Genomic DNA, 18,793 nt, shown 5'->3' on the forward strand with positions numbered 1-18,793 from the left:
TTAGTTTTATAAAATATTATTCTTCAACAAAAAATGCATTAGAACTACCTATCCAAATAGCATCTTTCTTATTAAAATCAACATTCACCATGGCGGCTTTTGTCATTCTTCCAAGATTTTCAAGTAGAATAGGGCGTTCGTCATTTTCTCTCCAAATATATAATAGTCGGATTTCTGCTTTTGAAAATTCTCCGTTAATATCTTCAAAAAGAGGAGCATAAGTTACTTTTCTCTGTAAGATATAATTCTCCTTATCCTCAATGGCATCTGTGATTTCTTTTGTCGGATCTAAATTAACTCCACTTCCTGCAAATGAAAATAAAGGTTTTAAAACAAAGTTTTCAAGATTTTCGTTTTCCGGAAACTCGTGTAAGAAATAACTTTTCGGAACAAACTGGTGTTTCAGCATTGGAAGAAGAAATTTTGAAATTTTGAAAAACCAATTAGGATGTGTAACCCAAGTTACGTCTACATCTTCACGGAAATCAAATTCAGTTTTAAGATCAGGAATTCTGTCTAATTCGTCGAAAATTACTCGATTATAAATTCTTTTGATCTCAATTAATTTTCCATCATTTTCATAGAATAATTTTCGTCCTTCTTTCTTTATTTTTGTTAAACAAACGGTTTTTATTCCTAATAATTTCTCGGTCAGAATAAAATCTATTAATGTTTTTTGTTTTTCAGGGAAAATTTCAAGAAGAATTACATTCTCTGGATTTTCGTTGCCTACAATAAGATCTTTTACATAATTTCTAAATTCTTCATGAGGCATTTTATTTTTGATATCATTTAAAAAAGGATAAACTTCACAAAATGTATCTTCAAAAATTTTTTGAAAAGCATACAATGATGGAAAGGCTTGAAGCTCTATTAATTGAGGTTCTATTTCTCCATTTTCACTTTTACAGATTCCAAAATCTATAGTAAAAAAATGAGGCTGATTGGTGTCATTCGGAACTTTGCAGTTTTCAGGAATCGCTTTTTGTAATGTTTCGGGCGATAAAGCTTTGATCTGATCGATAATACTTTCGCTTGCGTCAATAAGTTTATCCTTAAATTTATTCGAAAGAAACATTGGACTTTCGGAAATTCTGAAAGAAGTCTCAACACCGCTTTTTTGTTTTAAAATCTCTTTAAACTGCTCATATTTTTCCTGAGAAAATTCCTGATTAAATTGTTTTCTGTATTTTGAGACCATATTCTTTTTCTTTGTGATTTTAAAAAATCGAGCAATGTTGCTCGATTTCCGTATTGATTTTTGTTTAATATTTTGAGATGCTTCGACTTCGCTCAGTATGACAGCGCTACCAAAATGACATTTAGTATTAAAAATGTCATGCTGAGCGGAGTCGAAGCATCTATAATTTAGAGTTGTTAAGCCATTGCTTCAATTCCCTTCAGAACGTTTTTTTTTGCGAATTTCAAAAATCTTGGAAGAATCTGAGCCTGCGTAAGAACGATTTTGTCTTCATCATCCATTCTGTCTACAGTTTCAAGATATTTTTCCATTCCATAGTTCTCGATCATTGCTTGTTTATTCTTTTCATCTTTCAGGTTTTCAACCATACCTTCAGGATTAGCTTCAGGATGGAATTGAGTTCCGAAGATCTCTTCTGAAAAACGAATGGCCATAATAGCTCTTTCAAGATTAATATGCGGACGGAATTTCTCAATAGCAACGATTTTCATTCCTAATTCCTCGAAACGCTCATGATTCGGTTCAATGAACTGAAATGCTCTAGAATCCACAGCATAGAAAGGATCCGGAAGATTTTTAAATAAAAACTCCTGTTCACCTTCATCAGTTTTATGAATCGGCATTACTCCGAAAGAATAAGATTTTCTTTTGCAGATATTACCCAACTCCCAATGAATACTCGCCAATTGGAATGAATGACAAATCAGGAACATATATTTTTTATCATCATTATATTTATTATGATGATAAACGGTATCAAGAAATTCTGCAAATTTATCTTCCCATTCAAGACCTTCTCTGTGAGGATCTCCGGGACCTCCTGATGAAATGAAAATATCAAAATCTTCAATATTTGGCATTTCATTTTTATGTCTTACATCAAAAGTTTTGATGATAACATTTTCTTCAGAATTTTTTTTGAATGCTTCCGAAATCTCTCGTATATTTTTAAAGCCTTGATTTGCCTGATTGTTATTCATGTCCAGCAAAGCGATTCTAATATCCTTCATACTACTTCATATTTTTTACAAAGTTATCAAAAATATTATGAAACAGTTTGTCCATGTGTTATGCCATACTCTGTTTCTGAGATCATATAATCAACAACTTTGGTAAGATCGCCCGTTTCCTCGTAGACTTTAAGCTGTCTGTCGGCACCTGTTCCGTTTTCAAGAATTGTCCATGCATATTCAACTTCTTTTCTGCATCCTAATTCGTCCACAACATCATCGATGAACTCAAGCAATTCTTTTAATAAATCAGGATAAGGTACAGATTCTTCTTTACCAAAATCAATTAAATGTGAATGTATTCCGTCTCTGGAAGCTCTCCATTTATTTTCATTTAATAATAATCTTCTATAACTTCTGAAACTTAAATTCTGCTGATGTAATTTGTATATTTTAGCCACTAAACTTTGCATAATAGCGGCAAGACAAACCGTTTCTTCAATTCTTAAAGGCATGTCGCAGATTCTGAATTCAATCGTTGGATAGAACGGATGAACACGCAGATCCCACCAGATTTTCTTAGCATTATCAATTGTTCCTGTTTTAACCAAAAGATCAACATAGCTGTCAAATTCTGCCAGAGAATTGAAATAACTGGGAATTCCTGTTCTTGGAAATTTAACGAAAATTTCCTGTCTGTAAGATCTGAATCCTGTATTTCTGCCGATCCAAAACGGTGAATTAACAGACAGCGCATAAACGTGAGGAAGGAAATAGCGCATCACATTCTGGATTCTCACGCCTTCTTCACGATTTGGAATTCCAATATGAACGTGCAGTCCGAAAATAAGATTTCCGCGGGCAACATCACCCATATCGTCTACAATTTTGTTGTAACGTTCCCCATTTGTAATGGTATTGTGTTCCCAGTTTGAAAAAGGGTGAGTTCCGCCTCCTGAAACGCGAAGTCCCTGTTCGTGAGCTGTATTGATTAGGTGTCTTCTTAAATTTGTAAGCTCAGCCTGTGCTTCCTGAATGTTCTGGCAGATACCCGTTTCCATTTCAATCATGGATTCGTGCATTTCATGCTTTAAGTTTTCACTTAAAACAGCTTTTCCGCCTTCAATAATTTTCGAAACATGAGAAACCAAATCACGGCTCTCAACATCTATAATTTGATATTCTTCTTCGATACCAATCGTAAATTGATGCATTCTTTTTCGGTGTTTTTTTGATTTTAGTTTTATTTAACTGAGTCTTTCACGAAAGTTCCCCAAGAAATGTTTGGTTTTCCGGGAACATATTCTTTTGCTTTTTCAATTGCTAATTTAGCAGAGTGTTCTACGATCCACGCGAAGTTTTCTTCACCTACAGAATTTCTGTCTGCATCAGGAGCTGGATTACAGAAGTCGATTGCGTAAGGAATTCCGTCTCTGATGGCAAATTCTACCGTATTGAAATCATATCCTAAAGCTTCATTCATTTTAATCGTATAATCATGAATAACCTTTAATAATTTTTTTAATTCTTCACCTTCCGTCTGATGTGTTGTTGCATATCTCAAATGGTGCGGATTTCTTGGTTCGTAAGGCATAATATGAACATATTTCTTGCCTAAACAATATACTCTGTAATAATCTTCGAAGACGATTTCTTCCTGAACCATCATTACCAACTGCTCGGTTTCTCCTAATTTATTCCAAAGATCCTCAGGGCTTTCTACTCTGTAAACGCTTTTCCAGCCACCACCGTCATGAGGTTTCATGTAAGCAGGGAAGCCTACATAATCGAAAATATACTCCCAATCGTGAGGGAATTTCAGGTTTCTGAAAGATGTTTCTGTAGTATCTGTAGGTCTTTCATGCGAAGGAAGTAAAACTGTTTTCGGCAGAGGGATTCCCAGTTTAGACATCAATGCATTATTGAAAAACTTCTCGTCTGCACTCCACCAAAAAGGGTTGTTGATAACGTAAGTCCCGTTCAATGCTGCATTTTTAAGATAAGCTCTGTAGAAGGGAACATCCTGCGAAATTCTGTCTATAATCACTGCATATCCGTAATCTGCGCCTTGCTCTAATTTGTCAATGCTCACTGCTTCTGCAATAATTTCTCCACCTCCTAATTCATTTACCTTGTCTATAAATGCCCAAGGAAATGTATCTTCCATCCCGAATAGAATTCCAACTTTTTTTGCCATAATTGTTGTTTTTTTAATGTTTTATATTAATATTAGATTGTATTTTAAAAATTTATGAAAAAAATGCTCCTATAAATGTTGGGAAAACCAATCGCCAAAGTGGCCAGTCGTGGTTGATCCATTTTCTTTCGTCGTACCAGAAGTCAATTCCTTTTGCTCTTAAAATATCTGCCATTTCTAAGTTTTTATCCTTGCAGATATCCTGATCTGAGGTGCTTAAAACAATGTGCATATGTTTGTATTTCCAGGCTTCGTCGTTTTTCACGAACTCTCTCGGGCAGTTGAAATAGACCAGTTCATCAGAATATCCGTCCATAAAGTTTCGAATGCTGAATGCTCCCGAAAGGCAGAATAAATGCGAAACCACATCAGGAAACCTGAATGCAAAATTGGCAGCATGATATCCCCCGAAACTCGCGCCTGCAACCGCTACACGATGCGTATTATGAAGTTTTTGAATATAAGGCACAAATTCCTGAATCAGGAACTGTACATACAGCTCATAATTTTTAATCCTTTGTTGTGGAGATATCTTTTCATCATAGAAGCTCCAGCCATCGATGGTCTGAATATTATAAAGTTTTACTTTTCCCTGTTCAACAAACCAATTGATGCTTCCGTTAAGATGAAAATCATAGTTTTGGGTATATTGCCCCTGTGAAGTCGGAAACATAATGATGGGATGACCATAATGTCCGGTAACCTCTACTTTAAGGCTTGTTCCTAATATGTTTGAATAGTAATCAGTATGTTCTATCTGCGGCATTCTTTTTCTTGTTTGGGTTTTAATATTTTATTTAATTAACATCTTAAATTATATGAATTTCATAAATTCTATTCCTCCAAGTTGGTCATCTTTTAGGATATCAAGAACAATTGTTCCTAATTTGGGAAGATCAAAACAATATTTTTTTTATTTTAAACTTGATTTTTTTTGAATATTTATTTTTATAAGATCAATAACTTTTTGGATATTAATACTTTTGTTTATCAGTTATTTATGAGCTTGGTTTGCTTTTTGGAGGAAGGATATTCAGTAACTCTGCATGAATTTTTTTCGCTGCATGATCCAGCCTTTCCTGTACGATGGTAGCATCGTTTGATTTGTACACAATTCCAACATGGTAGTCTATCGGTAAGAATTTTACGACTTCTTCACATTCGAATTCATTATAATCAGGCTCCTTGTCTTTAATTAAGGCAACAATTAATCCTGAATAATATCCTGTAGGTTTAGAAACCTCATATTTTTTACCTTTCAGAAGAGCATCTTCAATTTTTGCCCATTCTCTCCAGATATTGATATTGCTTGAAGCTTCTACTAAATCAGGAATATGCGCGCCTCCAACTCTTGATGAAGTCTCAAGGAAATAATATTTACCATCATCTTTACTTCGGATAAATTCTGTGTGAGTAGCACCATAGATCAATCCAAAACTGGACAAAACTTTTGCATTTACCTCATCTAAGGCTTTAAATTCATCAGAATATCTTCCTAATGTTTTTGTTCTGAAAACACCGCCTTCATGAGAAACCTCCATTGGCGGAGCAAGGTATTTTGAAGCGGAAGTGAATACGATTTCTTTATTAAATGTTAAACTGTCAACGTGATAAACATCTCCGGGTTTAAAACTTTCCAATAAAAATAAATGACGCTCTTCTCCAAGTTCGTTTAAAGCTTCCCAAAGTTGCTCTCTATTTGTTATTTTTTTAATGCCTGATGCAGAAGCTTCCGAACGGGGTTTCAAAACCCACGGTCCCGGAACTTTGTCAACGAAGCGGTTAACCTCATCATTATTAAAAACTGCCGTAAACTCCGGCACATTGATCCCTGAATCTTTTGCCTTTTGTCTCATCGCCAATTTATCTCTGAAATAGCGATGCGTGGTCTGCCCCATTCCCGGAATACGGAAAGTCTCTCTGATGAGCGCAGCTTTTTCAACATCATAATCATCCAAAGCGATTACGGCGTCTACTTTTCTGGTCTGCATTAGGTGTGAAAATCCCTGAACAAGATGATCAAGATTCCAGACAGACGGTTTCAGTTCAGGCATATAAAAAACCTCATCAATGGCTTCCCACGGCCAGTTTTTTTCCTTAAGATTTTCGGATGTCACCAAGATTATTTTATTACCGAGCTTCTTCATTTCTTCCATGAAATCATAGCCCTTGTAATAGCACGAAATACATACTATTGTTTTCTCCTCCATATAATGTTTTTTTAATTTTGATGAATATTCAAAAAAGAAAGCGATTTTTTATTGATTAATTAATGCTTAAAACCGTCTATCAGTATGTATTTGAAAATTCTTATATCAATTATACAGAGAATTTTTGTAATAAACTAATTTTTAGTGATAATTTTCGATTAAATCGGCCAATAATTGCACTCCAAAGCCTGTTGCAGCTTTTTCTTTGGCATATCCAACGTTTCCGAAAGCGACTCCGGCAATGTCTAAATGTGCCCATTTTGGGTGGTTTTCAATGAATTGTTCCAAAAACTTTGCAGCAATGATACAATCTCCGATAGGTTTCATAGAAATGTTCTTCATATCTGCCACATCAGACTGAATATCGTCTTTCCAGATATCCCATAAAGGAAGATTCCATAGTCTTTGATTGGTTTTATCGCCTGTTTTTATCAAAAGATTTTTCAATTCTTCATTATTTGAAAACATTGCTCCACAAGTATCACCGAACATTCTTACAGAGCTTCCCGTTAATGTTGCCAGGTCGATCATAAGGTCAGTTTTATAGTTTTTGGCCATGTAAGACAGTCCGTCTGCAAGGATCATCCTACCTTCTGCATCGGTGTTCAGAACTTCGATTGTTTTTCCGTTGTAGGCTGTAATTACATCACTTGGTAAGAATGCATTTTCAGAAATTGCGTTATCTGTGATTGGTAAAATGGCAACAATATTTACAGGAAGTTCCATTTCTGCAGCGTAAATTAAAGTTCCCAAAACTGCCGTTGCACCACCCATATCAGACTTCATATAGTGCATATTGTCTGGATTTTTCAAAGAAATTCCGCCTGTGTCAAACAATACACATTTTCCTACCAGACCAATTGTTTTAGCATTTTTGGCTGTTGTTTTATATTCTAAAATTGTAAAAGCAGCATCGTAAGCACTCCCTTGATTTACGGATAGGTAAGCTCCCAAACCAAGCTCTTCACATTTTTTTCTATTGAAAACTGTGTATTTTAACTCATGTTTTTTTGCTAAATTTTTAAGATATAAATTAAAGATATCTGGGTTTTTAAGATTGGCGGGTTTATTTAGCCAATCCTGACAGGCAATTTGCCCGTTACACAAAGCTTCGGCCCTTGCACTTATTGAATCTAATTTTTTCTGACTTGCATTTTCAAAATGAATTTCAAATTTTGCATTCCAAAAAGGATGGCTTTTTTCGAAAGGGTAGTTGTAAGTTCCGATCAACAGGCCTTTTGCAAATTCTTCAAACTGTTTTTCATTAAGAAAATCAGCCAAAACCAGTGTAGGAACTGCCTGAAGATTTTTTTTCTGAGTTTGAGAAAATTTATTGGCAACCTGTTGAACTTCGAAATTCTGAAGACTTGATTTTCCAAGACCGATAAAATAAGTAATGCCTTCTTCGTGGGCGTTTACAAAGATTTCGTTCTTCTTTCCCGTAAAAAAAGATGAAATGTTTTTATTGAAATTTTTTCCTGTTTTTCCCCATTCTTCTTCTGTGAATAGTTGGAAAACCTGAGTATATGTTCTGTTTTTTTTATTAATTAGTTTCATAAATGTTAATTTTTAATACTTTTTTGTTGAGGCTTTACTTCTACAGGATTTTCCCTGTTATCATAGAACAGCCATTCGATAGCTCTAGGAAACTCCTGTGACCAGTAAAATTCGTTGTGAGTTCCTTCGGGATTAATATTTGTCCTGAATTCAAAATCAAATAGATTTTTTTTCTCCCATCTTTTTAGATATTCTTCAAAGACATAGATTCTTTTAACCATTTTTGAACCTTCCTGAGCGCCACCGTATAAATAAATTTTTGTTTTAAAAGGCGTCCTGAAATTCATCATCGGGAAATTATTATTAGGTTCAACCCAAAGAGAAGGGGAGAAAATTAATAATTTAGAATAGACTTCAGGATAAAGGAAACCACTGTAAATACTGATTAAAGCGCCAAGCGAACTTCCTCCGATTCCTGTATTGTTTCTGTCTTTTTTGGTACGGTAATTTTCGTCAACGTAAGGCTTTAAAGTATCGGCGATAAAACGGATGTATTTTTTTCCCTCAGAACCGTTGGCTACATTATCATTATCGAAAATATATTCTTTAATTCTTTCTTCGCTTCCGTGTTCTATGGCGATTACGATCATATCTCCACGACCGTATTCTGCAAGAATTGAGAGCTTTTTATCAATTTCCCAGTTTCCGTATCCGCTTCCTTCATTGAAAAGATTTTGCGCATCCTGAAGGTATAAGACAGGGTAACTTTTCTCAGAAGTGTAATAATCATAAGGCAGCAAAGCCCAAACTTTACGATAACGCTCAAGTTGCGGGATGTAAAATTTTTCCGAAATAATTTCTACAATCGGGAAAAACTCTTTTTTGAACGGTCCCCAGTTAAGTCTCCATTTTTCAATAACATCGGATGTTTTTCCTATCGATTTTTCGATTTTTCGGTTGGGAGTGATATTTCCATACTTGTCCAGTTCAACGTTTTCCCATCCGCCTTTCGTGAACTTGTATTCAACTACGGAAGGCAGAATCTGATCATCAATTTCGATGGAATACCTGTTCGGATCTAGTTGTTTAAGTTGATAGCTATAATCTTTAGGATTCCATTTATTGAAATTTCCTGTGATGTAAATAGGTCTATCATCACTTTCTTCAGTATAAAGTTCAAACTTCATCATGTGTGTAATAAATATTAACTGATAAATTTATAAAAAATCTTTTTATAGCAATCTTTTAAATTAATAAATAATACGATTTAAAAATTTATATATTTGGTACACAAGGGTGTGAAAAAGATTAACATAATAATTATTTCAACAATAATTAATGGTGTTTGTCGATATTTTTCGTAGTTTCAAGAAATATATATAAATTAATCAAAGTATTGATGAATTCTGTTAAAACGTATACGCTTTTCACTGAACATGATGTTTATCTTTTTAAAGAAGGTAAGCATTATAAGCTATACGATAAGTTTGGTGCACATTCTGTAGAGAAAGACGGGATTCAAGGGGTTTATTTTTCTGTTTGGGCTCCAAATGCAAAAAAAGTTTCAGTAATTGGGAACTTTAATAATTGGAATGACAAAGACCATATTTTGTTTCCAAGATGGGACGAATCAGGAATTTGGGAAGGTTTTATTGCCGGATTAACCTGGGGAACGCTATATAAATACGCTATTGAAACTCCCCGCGGAGAAATTTTAGAAAAAAGTGATCCTTATGCTTTAAGTTGGGAACAAAATATACAGGCGGCCTCATTGGTTTCTACAACATGGTATGAGTGGGACGACGAAGAATGGCTCAAAAACCGCTGGAAAAAAAATAGTTTAAATGCTCCGATCTCTGTCTATGAGATGCATTTAGCTTCATGGTTAAGAGAAGGCGATAATCCTGAAAGATTTTTAAACTACAGGGAAATCGCCCAAAAGCTAGTCCCTTACATGAAAGAAATGGGTTTTACGCATGTAGAATTCATGCCCGTGATGGAATATCCGTATGATCCAAGCTGGGGTTACCAGATTACAGGGTTTTATGCGGCTACATCACGTTTTGGATCTCCGCAGGATCTGATGTTTTTAATTAATGAATTGCATAATCATGATATTGGTGTTGTTTTAGACTGGGTTCCGTCTCATTTTCCGGGCGATGCCAATGGTTTATACCGTTTTGACGGTTCTTTTTTATATGAACATGAAGATCCGAGAAAAGGTTTTCATCCTGATTGGAAATCCTATATTTTCAATTACGGAAGAAATGAAGTTAAATCTTTTTTAATTTCAAATGCCATGTTCTGGCTGGAGCGTTATCATGCTGATGGATTGCGTGTGGATGCGGTAACTTCGATGCTTCATCTCGATTATTCCAGAAATGAAGGTGAATGGGAACCAAATATTTATGGCGGAAATGTAAACCTTGAAGCGAAAGCCTTTTTACAGGAATTCAATACTGCTGTTTATAAAGAATTTGGCGATAATATTATCACTATTGCAGAAGAAAGTTCGGATTTTCCGATGCTTACAAAGCCTGTTCATGACGGCGGAGTTGGTTTTGGAATGAAATGGATGATGGGCTGGATGCACGATACACTGGATTATTTTAAAGTAGAACATGACGACAGGAAATTTAGTCATCATAAGCTTACTTTTGCTTCAATGTATATGTATAATGAAAATTACATGATGCCTTTGTCTCACGATGAAGTAGTACACGGCAAAGCGAGCTTAATCTATAAAATGGTAGGCGACGAATGGCAGAAATTTGCAAATCTTCGCGTATTGTATGTATATATGTTTACGCATCCGGGAGCGAAGCTTTTGTTCATGGGAGATGAATTCGGGCAGACCAGCGAATGGAATTTTACCCAAAGTCTGGATTGGCATTTGTTGGAATACCCTGTTCATAAAGGTTTGCAGACTTTAGTTAAAGATTTAAACCATATGTATCGATATGAAACTGCTTTTTATGAAAATCAGTTTGATAAAAGTGGTTTTGAATGGGTAGAAGCCGATGATCTGGAAAATTCGGTGATTACCTATTTAAGAAAAGGGAAAAAGAAGGATGACGTCTTTATGGTAGTTTTAAATCTTACTCCAAAGGTCTTAGATTATAAAATTGGCATTAATGCAGGAACGCATTGGGAGGTTGTTTTCAATTCAGATGATGAAAGATATAATGGAAGTGGTGTAAAACCTGAAATCATTAAAGAACAGTCTGAACCGTGGATGAACCGTCCCAATTCGATAATTTTAAAACTTCCGCCTCTTGCAGGAGTTGTTTTAAAAATGAAAAAAGATAAAAAGTATAAATTACACAGAATTAAATTACACAAAAGATAAAAAAATGGTTGTTTATCATCTCAGCACGGAATGTTATCCGATAGCTAAAGTAGGCGGTTTGGCGGATGTTGTAGGAGCTTTACCGAAATATCAGAACAAAATAAAAGGTGTTGATGCTAAGGTTGTTATGCCTTGGTACAACAAACCTTTCGTTTATGATCATGAGTTTGACATAGTTTTTGATGGCTTCATTCATCAGGGTCCGGATATGCTTCAGGTTCAGGTGTTCAAAGAGAAAACCGATGTTTTGGGATTCGAATTATACATGGTGAGAATTCCCGGACTTTTAGACAGAGATAATCCTTATGGTTATCAGGATGAAAGTTATCAGTTTCTGGCTTTTCAGCATGGTGTTTTACACTGGTTGAGCGCGATGAAGATCCGCCCAGATGTTTTACACTGTCATGATTATCATACAGGCTTGGTTCCTTTTATGATTGAACATTGCCCGGATTTTGAATTTTTAAAAGGCGTAAAAACCATCGGAACTATTCATAACGGCGAATATCAGGGAATGATGAGCTGGAATATGGCCAATTATATGCCTGCTTTCGACAGCTATAAATGGGGATTGATGGATTGGAACGGATACATGAATCCCTTAGCCAGTATGATTAAATGTTCAAGCGCTTTCACGACTGTTTCGGAAGGCTATCTGGAAGAACTTTTCGTAAGTTTCAGAGGTCTTGAAAGCTTAGTTCGTGAAGAATTCGGAAAAGCGTACGGAATTATCAACGGAATTGATACGGAAGTCTGGGATCCTGAAACCGATCCGATGTTGGATTTTAATTTTAATGTTAAAAATGCCATCCAGCAGAAAAAGAAGAATAAAGAAAAGCTTTGTAAAGAATATGGTTTAAAACCTGAACTTCCTTTGTTTGCTTTTATCGGAAGATTCGCCACAGAAAAAGGAGCCGACCTGCTTCCTGACGTAGTTTGGAAAAGCATTAAACAAAGTTATGGCGCTTTAAATATCATGATTTTAGGCTCAGGAAACTCATATATTGAAAATAAACTGAAAGAATACAATTATACTTATTCGAATTTTGCTTTGGATCTTGGGTATAAGGAACATCTTTCGCATCAGATTTATGCTTCGGCAGACTTTTTATTGATGCCTTCAAGAGTGGAGCCATGCGGATTGAACCAAATGTATTCCATGAGATATGGTACAATTCCTGTCGTAAGATATATTGGAGGGTTAAAAGATACAGTTGAAGACATCTCGAGGGGCGGAGCAGGAATTAATTTTACTTACCCCGGAGTTGATGATATTGTTCATGCGATGAATAGAGGCTTAAGTATTTACAATGAAAAAGACGTTATGGAGAATCTTATTCACGCCAATATGAATTTTGATTTTGCATGGGAGAAATCTGCAGAAAAATACATAGCTTTATATACTAACTAAAGTGTTTTAATAAATAAATGATGAAAGATCTAAAGTTTATATTAATTGGCTTAATGCTTTTAATTTCAGCTCAAATTTTTTCTCAAAACACTATGCAGATGATGAGGCAGTCTTCAATGATGCATAATCAGCAAAGGAGAATGAATGAACAGCAAAGGTTTACACATTCTTTATTAACGAATAATGGCAGCATGACCGTTTCTAATGAAAAACAGCTTAAAAGCGGTAACAGGCAATTAAGAAAAATTGAAGGAAAGGTAGAAAAACTTGAAACTGAAATTTCAGCAGATAAGATTAAATTAGAAAAAGCAGAAAACAAAGAAATTATTCAGGAAAAAATTGATGAAAAACAGGCTAAACTCGATGTACTTCAAAACGAAAAACAAACTGTTCAGAAAAGAATAGACTGGCTGGAGTTTCAGATTGCAGTTACTAAGAAAATGAGTGAAAATGCGGGTGATACATCAAAACAAAAATAATATTAACCAAAAAGAATAAAAAACGCAATATAATTTATGAATCACAATGTTATTTCCATTGTTTTGGGAGGCGGAAGAGGCACGAGACTTTTTCCATTAACGTACACAAGATCAAAGCCGGCTGTACCTATCGCAGGAAAATACAGATTGGTAGATATTCCTATTTCTAATTGTTTAAATTCAGGGTTAAATAAAATCTTGGTTCTTACACAGTTTAATTCAGCTTCATTGAATTCGCATATCAAAAATTCTTACCATTTTGATATTTTCAGCAAAGGTTTTGTTGATATTTTGGCGGCCGAACAGAATGTGGAAAATGAGAGTTGGTATCAGGGAACGGCAGATGCAGTGCGTCAGTCGATGAAGCATCTTGAAAAATATGATTATGAATATATTCTCATTCTTTCAGGAGATCAGTTGTATCAGATGGATTTTAAAGAAATGCTGGACTTCCATATTGAAAAAGGAGGGGACGTAACTATTGCTACAATCCCTGTGAATGCGAAAGATGCCACAGGTTTCGGGATTTTAAGTTCTGATGATGAAGGAAATATTACTTCTTTTGTTGAAAAACCGGATTATGACATTCTGGACAGTTTAAAATCTGAAGTTTCTGAGAAAAATAAAGGAGCAGGAAAAGAATATTTAGCTTCAATGGGAATCTACATATTCACGAAAACGATCCTTAAAAAAATGTTTGAAGAAGGAGCCGGAGATGATTTTGGAAAAGACATCATCCCGAATTCCATTGGAAAATACACGACATTAAGCTATCAGTTTGAAGGATATTGGACGGATATCGGAACAATCGAATCTTTTTATGAAGCCAATATTGATCTGTGTCAGGATTTTCCTCAATTTAATCTATTCTCATCTTCACCTATTTATACAAGAGCGAGAATGCTTCCACCATCGAAAATCAACGGTTCTTATGTAAGTAAAGCTGTTTTTGGAGACGGATGCATTATTATGGCAGATAAAATTGAAAATTCAGTTATTGGAAACAGGACAAGAATTGATAAAGGAAGTACGATCGTAAATTCCTATGTCATGGGAGCAGATTTTTATCAAAGCACAACAGAAATTGTTATCAATGACAGGAAAGGCCGTCCCAACATGGGAATCGGAAAATACTGCTATATCGAAAAAGCAATTCTTGATAAAAACTGCTACATTGGAGATAATGTAAGGATTATCGGTGGAAAACACTTGCCGGATGGTGATTTCGGAACACATTCCGTACAGGACGGAATTGTAGTGGTGAAAAAAGGAGCAGTTCTTCCTCCGGGAACTCATATTGGGTAAGACGCAGGATATTTGAAGCCGGGAGCAGGAAGTTCTTGGAAGCGGTATTATGATTAAAAAAAATTAAATGACGCGACCTTAACTTCCATCATCCTTCTTCCATCTTCGATTCTATAAATTTAAAACAAGAGTGGCCAATATATTGGTCACTTTTTTTATTTGTCTTACTTTTGTGCGATGCGTTTTTTTAAAATCATAGCGATAGTTGCGATACTGTTGGGAGGGGCTTATGCTGCTTCCATGTATTATTTTGTGGATGAAAGCAAAAGCTTTAAAATAGAGAAAGAGATAGATTATCCGGTGGAGAAGGTCTTTTCTCAATTCAATAATCTGCAGAATTTCACGCGTTGGAACAATTTTTTCAAAAGTTCTCAGTCTATCGATATCGATTATTACACACCTTACGAAGGGCAGGGCAGCAGCATAAGCTATGTAGATCCGAAAAACGATACAGACGGTGAAATGTTCATCAGATATGAAAATCCAAACAAAACGTTGAGATATCAGCTTTTTGAGGATAGAAATGAAAGCCCCACGTTGGTTGATGTTAAATTTAAAGCTGTTTCTGCTGGAAAAACAAAGATCATCTGGAATGTTCATACCCCCAAATTATCAGTTTGGAAAAGAGTGGGAAATTTCTGGACAGAAGACCGATTTGCGGAAAATATCAACAAAAGTATGGCTACCCTGAAAAATGTTTTAGGGAATAAAGTGGAAAAAGACAATCAGATGGCTGCCATAAAGTATGATAGTTTGATGGTTGAGAAGGAAGAAGACAAACTTTTACTGGGAATTAATGTCAGTACATCAAATAAAAAAGATGCCCTTTATAAAAATATTGTGATGAATTATAACAAGGTTTATAATTATGTAACAATGGATCTCGGCAAAAAAGATGACGAATTCGGATATCCGATCATGATAACAGATGCTGATAATTACAAAGATAAAGAAGTCTCTTATTTCCTTGGAATTCCTTTATCTAAAAAATTCGGAGTTACGGATAATAACTTTAATTTCAGATCAGTAAGTCCGACTCAAAACTACGTAATGTATTATAGAGGTACTTACGAAGGAAGAGTTAAAGCAGTACAACAACTGATTCAGAAAGCTAAAAAAGACGAGATGCGTTTCGGAGATATTCGCCAGACTTTTATCGAACGTCCGATGGAAGACCAGAACGTCAATATGAAGTTGTCTTTATCTGTTTATAAGTAAATTAATTATATTTATTTCTTTTATAGTTTTTTTAATAGTTTTGGGCTGTCCCACGTCGGTTTTTTTTATTAAATTTGAGGATTAATTCTACAAACAAAATTTAATAATAGATAAACTGTAATAATGGACAGATTTTCATTCCTAAACGCAGCTCATTCTCAATTAATTGAGGATTTATACCAACAGTATTTAAAATTCCCGGACTCTTTAGAACCATCATGGAAATCCTTCTTTCAAGGATTCGATTTTGCTTTGGAGAACTACGGTGAAGGCGATAACATTCAATATATTCAAGCTTCGGCTAATGCTGCTCCGGCAGTTCAGCAAATATCTCAGGCAGCAGCTAACGGCGAAGTCCCTGAGCATATCAAAAAAGAATTTAAAGTAGTAAACCTTATTGAGGCTTACAGAACGAGAGGGCATTTGTTTACAAAAACAAACCCGGTTAGAGAAAGAAGACACTATACTCCGACTTTAGATATCGAAAATTTCGGTCTTGATAAATCAGACTTAAATACAAAATTCAACTGTGCTGTTGAAACAGGAATGAAAGAACCTGCAACACTACAAGAACTTATCACGCATTTAGAAAACATTTACTGTGATTCTATCGGTGTTGAATATACGTATATCAATAATGTTGAAGAAAAAGATTTCATCAAAAAATGGTTGCAGGTAAACGAAAACCATCCAAGTCTTTCAGCTAACGAGAAAACGGATATTTTATTGAAGCTGAATCAGGCTGTAGCTTTTGAAAACTATCTTCACACAAAATTTGTGGGACAAAAAAGATTCTCTCTTGAAGGAGGTGAAACATTGATTCCTGCGTTGGATCAGTTGATTTCAAGATCTTCTCAATTGGGGGTTGACGAGGTTGTTCTAGGGATGGCTCACAGAGGTAGACTGAATGTTTTATCTAATATTTTCGGAAAGTCTTACAAACAGATTTTCTCAGAATTTGAAGGAAAAGAATTTGAAGAAGATGTATTCTCTGGTGACGTTAAGTATCACTTAGGTTCATCTAAAAAAATAAAAACAGCTTCTGGAGAAGAAGTTGCAATTAACCTTACTCCGAACCCATCTCACTTAGAAACGGTATCTGCTCTTGTAGAAGGGATCTGTCGTGCTAAAATTGACGATAAATATAAAGGAGACGGTTCTAAGATTTTACCGATCGTAATTCACGGTGACGGTGCATTGGCAGGACAGGGTATTGCTTACGAAGTTGCTCAGATGATGACTTTGGAAGGGTATAGAACGGGAGGAACAGTTCATATCGTTGTAAACAACCAGGTTTCATTTACAACCAACTATGCAGATGCTAGATCTTCAACGTATTGTACAGACATTGCTAAAGTTACAGAATCTCCTGTAATGCACGTAAATGCTGACGATGCTGAAGCGGTAGTGCATGCGATCCATTTTGCTGCCGATTTCAGAGCAAAATTTGGAAAAGACGTTTATATTGATTTATTAGGATACAGAAAATATGGTCATAACGAAGGGGATGAACCAAGATTTACTCAGCCTAATTTATATAAATTAATTTCTAAGCACCCGAATCCAAGAGAGATTTATAAAGATAAATTAATCAACGACAGCGTTATTTCTAATGAGGTTCTTAAGAAAATGGAAACTGATTTCAAAGCGCTTTTAGATAAAGACTTTGATGCTTCTAAAGAAATCGAGAAAAACGTAATGGACTTGTTTATGTCTGATGACTGGACAAATTATCCTATCGGAAAAAGAGGTGCTGTTCAGTTACCTGTTGATACAAAATATGACTTGGCGAAGTTGAAAGAATTGGCAATCAAAATGTCAACACTTCCGGCTGATAAAAAGTTCATCAATAAAATTACAAGACTTTTCGAAAACCGTCTTAAAGCAATTGAAGGAAATTCTTTAGATTGGGCATTAGGAGAGTGGTTGGCTTATGCTACATTGCTTACTGAAGGTCACAACGTAAGAATCTCAGGAGAAGATGTAGAAAGAGGAACGTTCTCTCACAGACATGCGGTTGTAAAAACTGAAGATACTGAAGAAGAATTTATTCCGTTAAGACATATTTCTGAAAGCAGATTTGATATTTTCAATTCTCATCTTTCTGAATATGGAGTTTTAGGATTTGATTATGGTTACGCTATGGTTTCTCCTAATACTTTAACAATTTGGGAAGCTCAGTTTGGAGATTTCGTGAATGGAGCTCAGATTATTGTTGACCAATATTTGGCTGCAGCAGAAGAAAAATGGAAAATTCAGGATGGTTTGGTCATGTTGTTGCCTCACGGATCTGAAGGTCAGGGTGCAGAACACTCTTCAGCAAGATTAGAAAGATTCTTGACGCTTTGTGCAAACGAAAATATGGTGGTAGCGAACATTACGTCTCCTGCCAATTATTTCCACTTGTTGAGAAGACAACTAAAATGGACTTTCAGAAAACCATTGATCGTAATGAGTCCAAAATCTCTGTTGAGACATCCAAAAGTAGTTTCTCCATTGGAAGATTTTGCAACAGGAAGTTTCCAGCCAATTTTAGATGATCCAACTGCTGATCCTAAAAAAGTAGAAAAATTAGTCCTTTGTTCAGGTAAATTATACTTCGAATTATTAGCTAAAAAAGAAGAATTAAACACTGAAAATATTGCTTTGGTAAGATTCGAACAATTGTATCCATTACAAAATGATGCAATAGAAGCGATCTTCAATAAGTATGAGAACAAAAAAGAAATTGTTTGGGCTCAGGAAGAACCGGAAAATATGGGGGCTTGGTCTTACATTTTAAGAAACTTCAGAGATACGGGAATTCAGGTAATTTCTCCGGTTCCAAGTGGTGCTCCGGCTCCGGGAAGTCACAAAATGTTTGAGAAAAACCAAAATGCAGTGATCAACAGAGTTTTCGACAGAGATGATGCTCCTGTTAAAAGACCTGTAACAGCTTAATTATAAATAATATTCAATTAAAAAATAAAAAATACT

The 18,793-nt window shown here is 35.2% G+C and carries 14 protein-coding genes; 6 read left to right on the forward strand and 8 right to left on the reverse strand.

The genetic code is table 11. The features are described 5' to 3' along the window. Positions 1–16: 16 nt before the first annotated feature. The 8 genes from BT156_RS00280 to BT156_RS00315 all read right to left on the reverse strand — a co-directional run bounded on the left by BT156_RS00280 (position 17) and on the right by BT156_RS00315 (position 9,242). The gene (locus BT156_RS00280) at positions 17–1,201 is read right to left on the reverse strand and encodes a hypothetical protein (RefSeq protein ID WP_072406081.1); all 1,185 of its coding nucleotides are present in this window, start codon (positions 1,199–1,201) and stop codon (positions 17–19) included. Between the two features lie 176 nt (positions 1,202–1,377). Continuing rightward, positions 1,378–2,211 (reverse strand): type 1 glutamine amidotransferase, encoded by an 834-nt coding sequence (locus tag BT156_RS00285; protein WP_072406084.1) that lies wholly within the window; start codon positions 2,209–2,211, stop codon positions 1,378–1,380. Between the two features lie 35 nt (positions 2,212–2,246). Next, positions 2,247–3,365, reverse strand: a complete 1,119-nt coding sequence (locus tag BT156_RS00290; protein ID WP_072406086.1) for a carboxylate-amine ligase — start codon at positions 3,363–3,365, stop codon at positions 2,247–2,249. 29 nt (positions 3,366–3,394) lie between these two features. Further along, complete coding sequence (locus tag BT156_RS00295; RefSeq protein WP_072406088.1) at positions 3,395–4,348, reverse strand: ATP-grasp domain-containing protein; 954 nt, start codon at positions 4,346–4,348, stop codon at positions 3,395–3,397. A gap of 52 nt (positions 4,349–4,400) precedes the next feature. After that, positions 4,401–5,114, reverse strand: coding sequence for an alpha/beta hydrolase-fold protein (locus tag BT156_RS00300; protein WP_072406090.1), 714 nt, complete (start codon positions 5,112–5,114; stop codon positions 4,401–4,403). Positions 5,115–5,346: 232 nt separating this feature from the next. After that, the gene (locus BT156_RS00305) at positions 5,347–6,558 is read right to left on the reverse strand and encodes an ATP-grasp domain-containing protein (protein ID WP_072406092.1); all 1,212 of its coding nucleotides are present in this window, start codon (positions 6,556–6,558) and stop codon (positions 5,347–5,349) included. 141 nt (positions 6,559–6,699) lie between these two features. Further along, positions 6,700–8,115: a leucyl aminopeptidase family protein gene (locus tag BT156_RS00310; RefSeq protein WP_072406094.1), complete on the reverse strand. Its 1,416-nt coding sequence runs from the start codon at positions 8,113–8,115 to the stop codon at positions 6,700–6,702. Between the two features lie 5 nt (positions 8,116–8,120). Next, complete coding sequence (locus BT156_RS00315; protein WP_072406944.1) at positions 8,121–9,242, reverse strand: alpha/beta hydrolase-fold protein; 1,122 nt, start codon at positions 9,240–9,242, stop codon at positions 8,121–8,123. 212 nt (positions 9,243–9,454) lie between these two features. Here BT156_RS00315 and glgB point away from each other — a divergent pair, with 212 nt between their 5' ends. From glgB to BT156_RS00345, 6 genes are all read left to right on the forward strand, one after another. After that, positions 9,455–11,404, forward strand: a complete 1,950-nt coding sequence (gene glgB, locus BT156_RS00320; RefSeq protein ID WP_072406096.1) for a 1,4-alpha-glucan branching protein GlgB — start codon at positions 9,455–9,457, stop codon at positions 11,402–11,404. Between the two features lie 4 nt (positions 11,405–11,408). Beyond that, entirely contained in the window at positions 11,409–12,815 is a 1,407-nt protein-coding gene (locus BT156_RS00325) for a glycogen synthase (RefSeq protein WP_072406098.1), read from the forward strand. A gap of 17 nt (positions 12,816–12,832) precedes the next feature. Next, positions 12,833–13,294 carry a hypothetical protein gene (locus BT156_RS00330; protein WP_072406101.1) on the forward strand — a complete coding sequence of 154 codons (462 nt, stop codon included), beginning with the start codon at positions 12,833–12,835 and terminating at the stop codon, positions 13,292–13,294. Positions 13,295–13,330: 36 nt separating this feature from the next. After that, positions 13,331–14,599, forward strand: coding sequence for a glucose-1-phosphate adenylyltransferase (locus tag BT156_RS00335; protein WP_072406103.1), 1,269 nt, complete (start codon positions 13,331–13,333; stop codon positions 14,597–14,599). A gap of 177 nt (positions 14,600–14,776) precedes the next feature. Further along, the gene (locus BT156_RS00340) at positions 14,777–15,817 is read left to right on the forward strand and encodes an SRPBCC domain-containing protein (protein ID WP_072406105.1); all 1,041 of its coding nucleotides are present in this window, start codon (positions 14,777–14,779) and stop codon (positions 15,815–15,817) included. Positions 15,818–15,940: 123 nt separating this feature from the next. Next, on the forward strand, positions 15,941–18,757 hold the full coding sequence (locus tag BT156_RS00345; RefSeq protein WP_072406107.1) for a 2-oxoglutarate dehydrogenase E1 component: 2,817 nt from the start codon (positions 15,941–15,943) through the stop codon (positions 18,755–18,757). The last annotated feature ends 36 nt before the right edge of the window (positions 18,758–18,793 follow it).

The organism is Chryseobacterium limigenitum (assembly GCF_900114875.1).
GTDB classification, from domain to species: Bacteria; Bacteroidota; Bacteroidia; order Flavobacteriales; family Weeksellaceae; genus Chryseobacterium; species Chryseobacterium limigenitum.

Bases quoted from the DNA above. Each gene is read 5' to 3' on its own strand.
- BT156_RS00280 (WP_072406081.1), bottom strand. From the start codon at position 1,201: ATGGTCTCAAAATACAGAAAACAATTTAATCAGGAATTTTCTCAGGAA.
- BT156_RS00285 (WP_072406084.1), bottom strand. From the start codon at position 2,211: ATGAAGGATATTAGAATCGCTTTGCTGGACATGAATAACAATCAGGCA.
- BT156_RS00290 (WP_072406086.1), bottom strand. From the start codon at position 3,365: ATGCATCAATTTACGATTGGTATCGAAGAAGAATATCAAATTATAGAT.
- BT156_RS00295 (WP_072406088.1), bottom strand. From the start codon at position 4,348: ATGGCAAAAAAAGTTGGAATTCTATTCGGGATGGAAGATACATTTCCT.
- BT156_RS00300 (WP_072406090.1), bottom strand. From the start codon at position 5,114: ATGCCGCAGATAGAACATACTGATTACTATTCAAACATATTAGGAACA.
- BT156_RS00305 (WP_072406092.1), bottom strand. From the start codon at position 6,558: ATGGAGGAGAAAACAATAGTATGTATTTCGTGCTATTACAAGGGCTAT.
- BT156_RS00310 (WP_072406094.1), bottom strand. From the start codon at position 8,115: ATGAAACTAATTAATAAAAAAAACAGAACATATACTCAGGTTTTCCAA.
- BT156_RS00315 (WP_072406944.1), bottom strand. From the start codon at position 9,242: ATGAAGTTTGAACTTTATACTGAAGAAAGTGATGATAGACCTATTTAC.
- glgB (WP_072406096.1), top strand. From the start codon at position 9,455: ATGAATTCTGTTAAAACGTATACGCTTTTCACTGAACATGATGTTTAT.
- BT156_RS00325 (WP_072406098.1), top strand. From the start codon at position 11,409: ATGGTTGTTTATCATCTCAGCACGGAATGTTATCCGATAGCTAAAGTA.
- BT156_RS00330 (WP_072406101.1), top strand. From the start codon at position 12,833: ATGATGAAAGATCTAAAGTTTATATTAATTGGCTTAATGCTTTTAATT.
- BT156_RS00335 (WP_072406103.1), top strand. From the start codon at position 13,331: ATGAATCACAATGTTATTTCCATTGTTTTGGGAGGCGGAAGAGGCACG.
- BT156_RS00340 (WP_072406105.1), top strand. From the start codon at position 14,777: ATGCGTTTTTTTAAAATCATAGCGATAGTTGCGATACTGTTGGGAGGG.
- BT156_RS00345 (WP_072406107.1), top strand. From the start codon at position 15,941: ATGGACAGATTTTCATTCCTAAACGCAGCTCATTCTCAATTAATTGAG.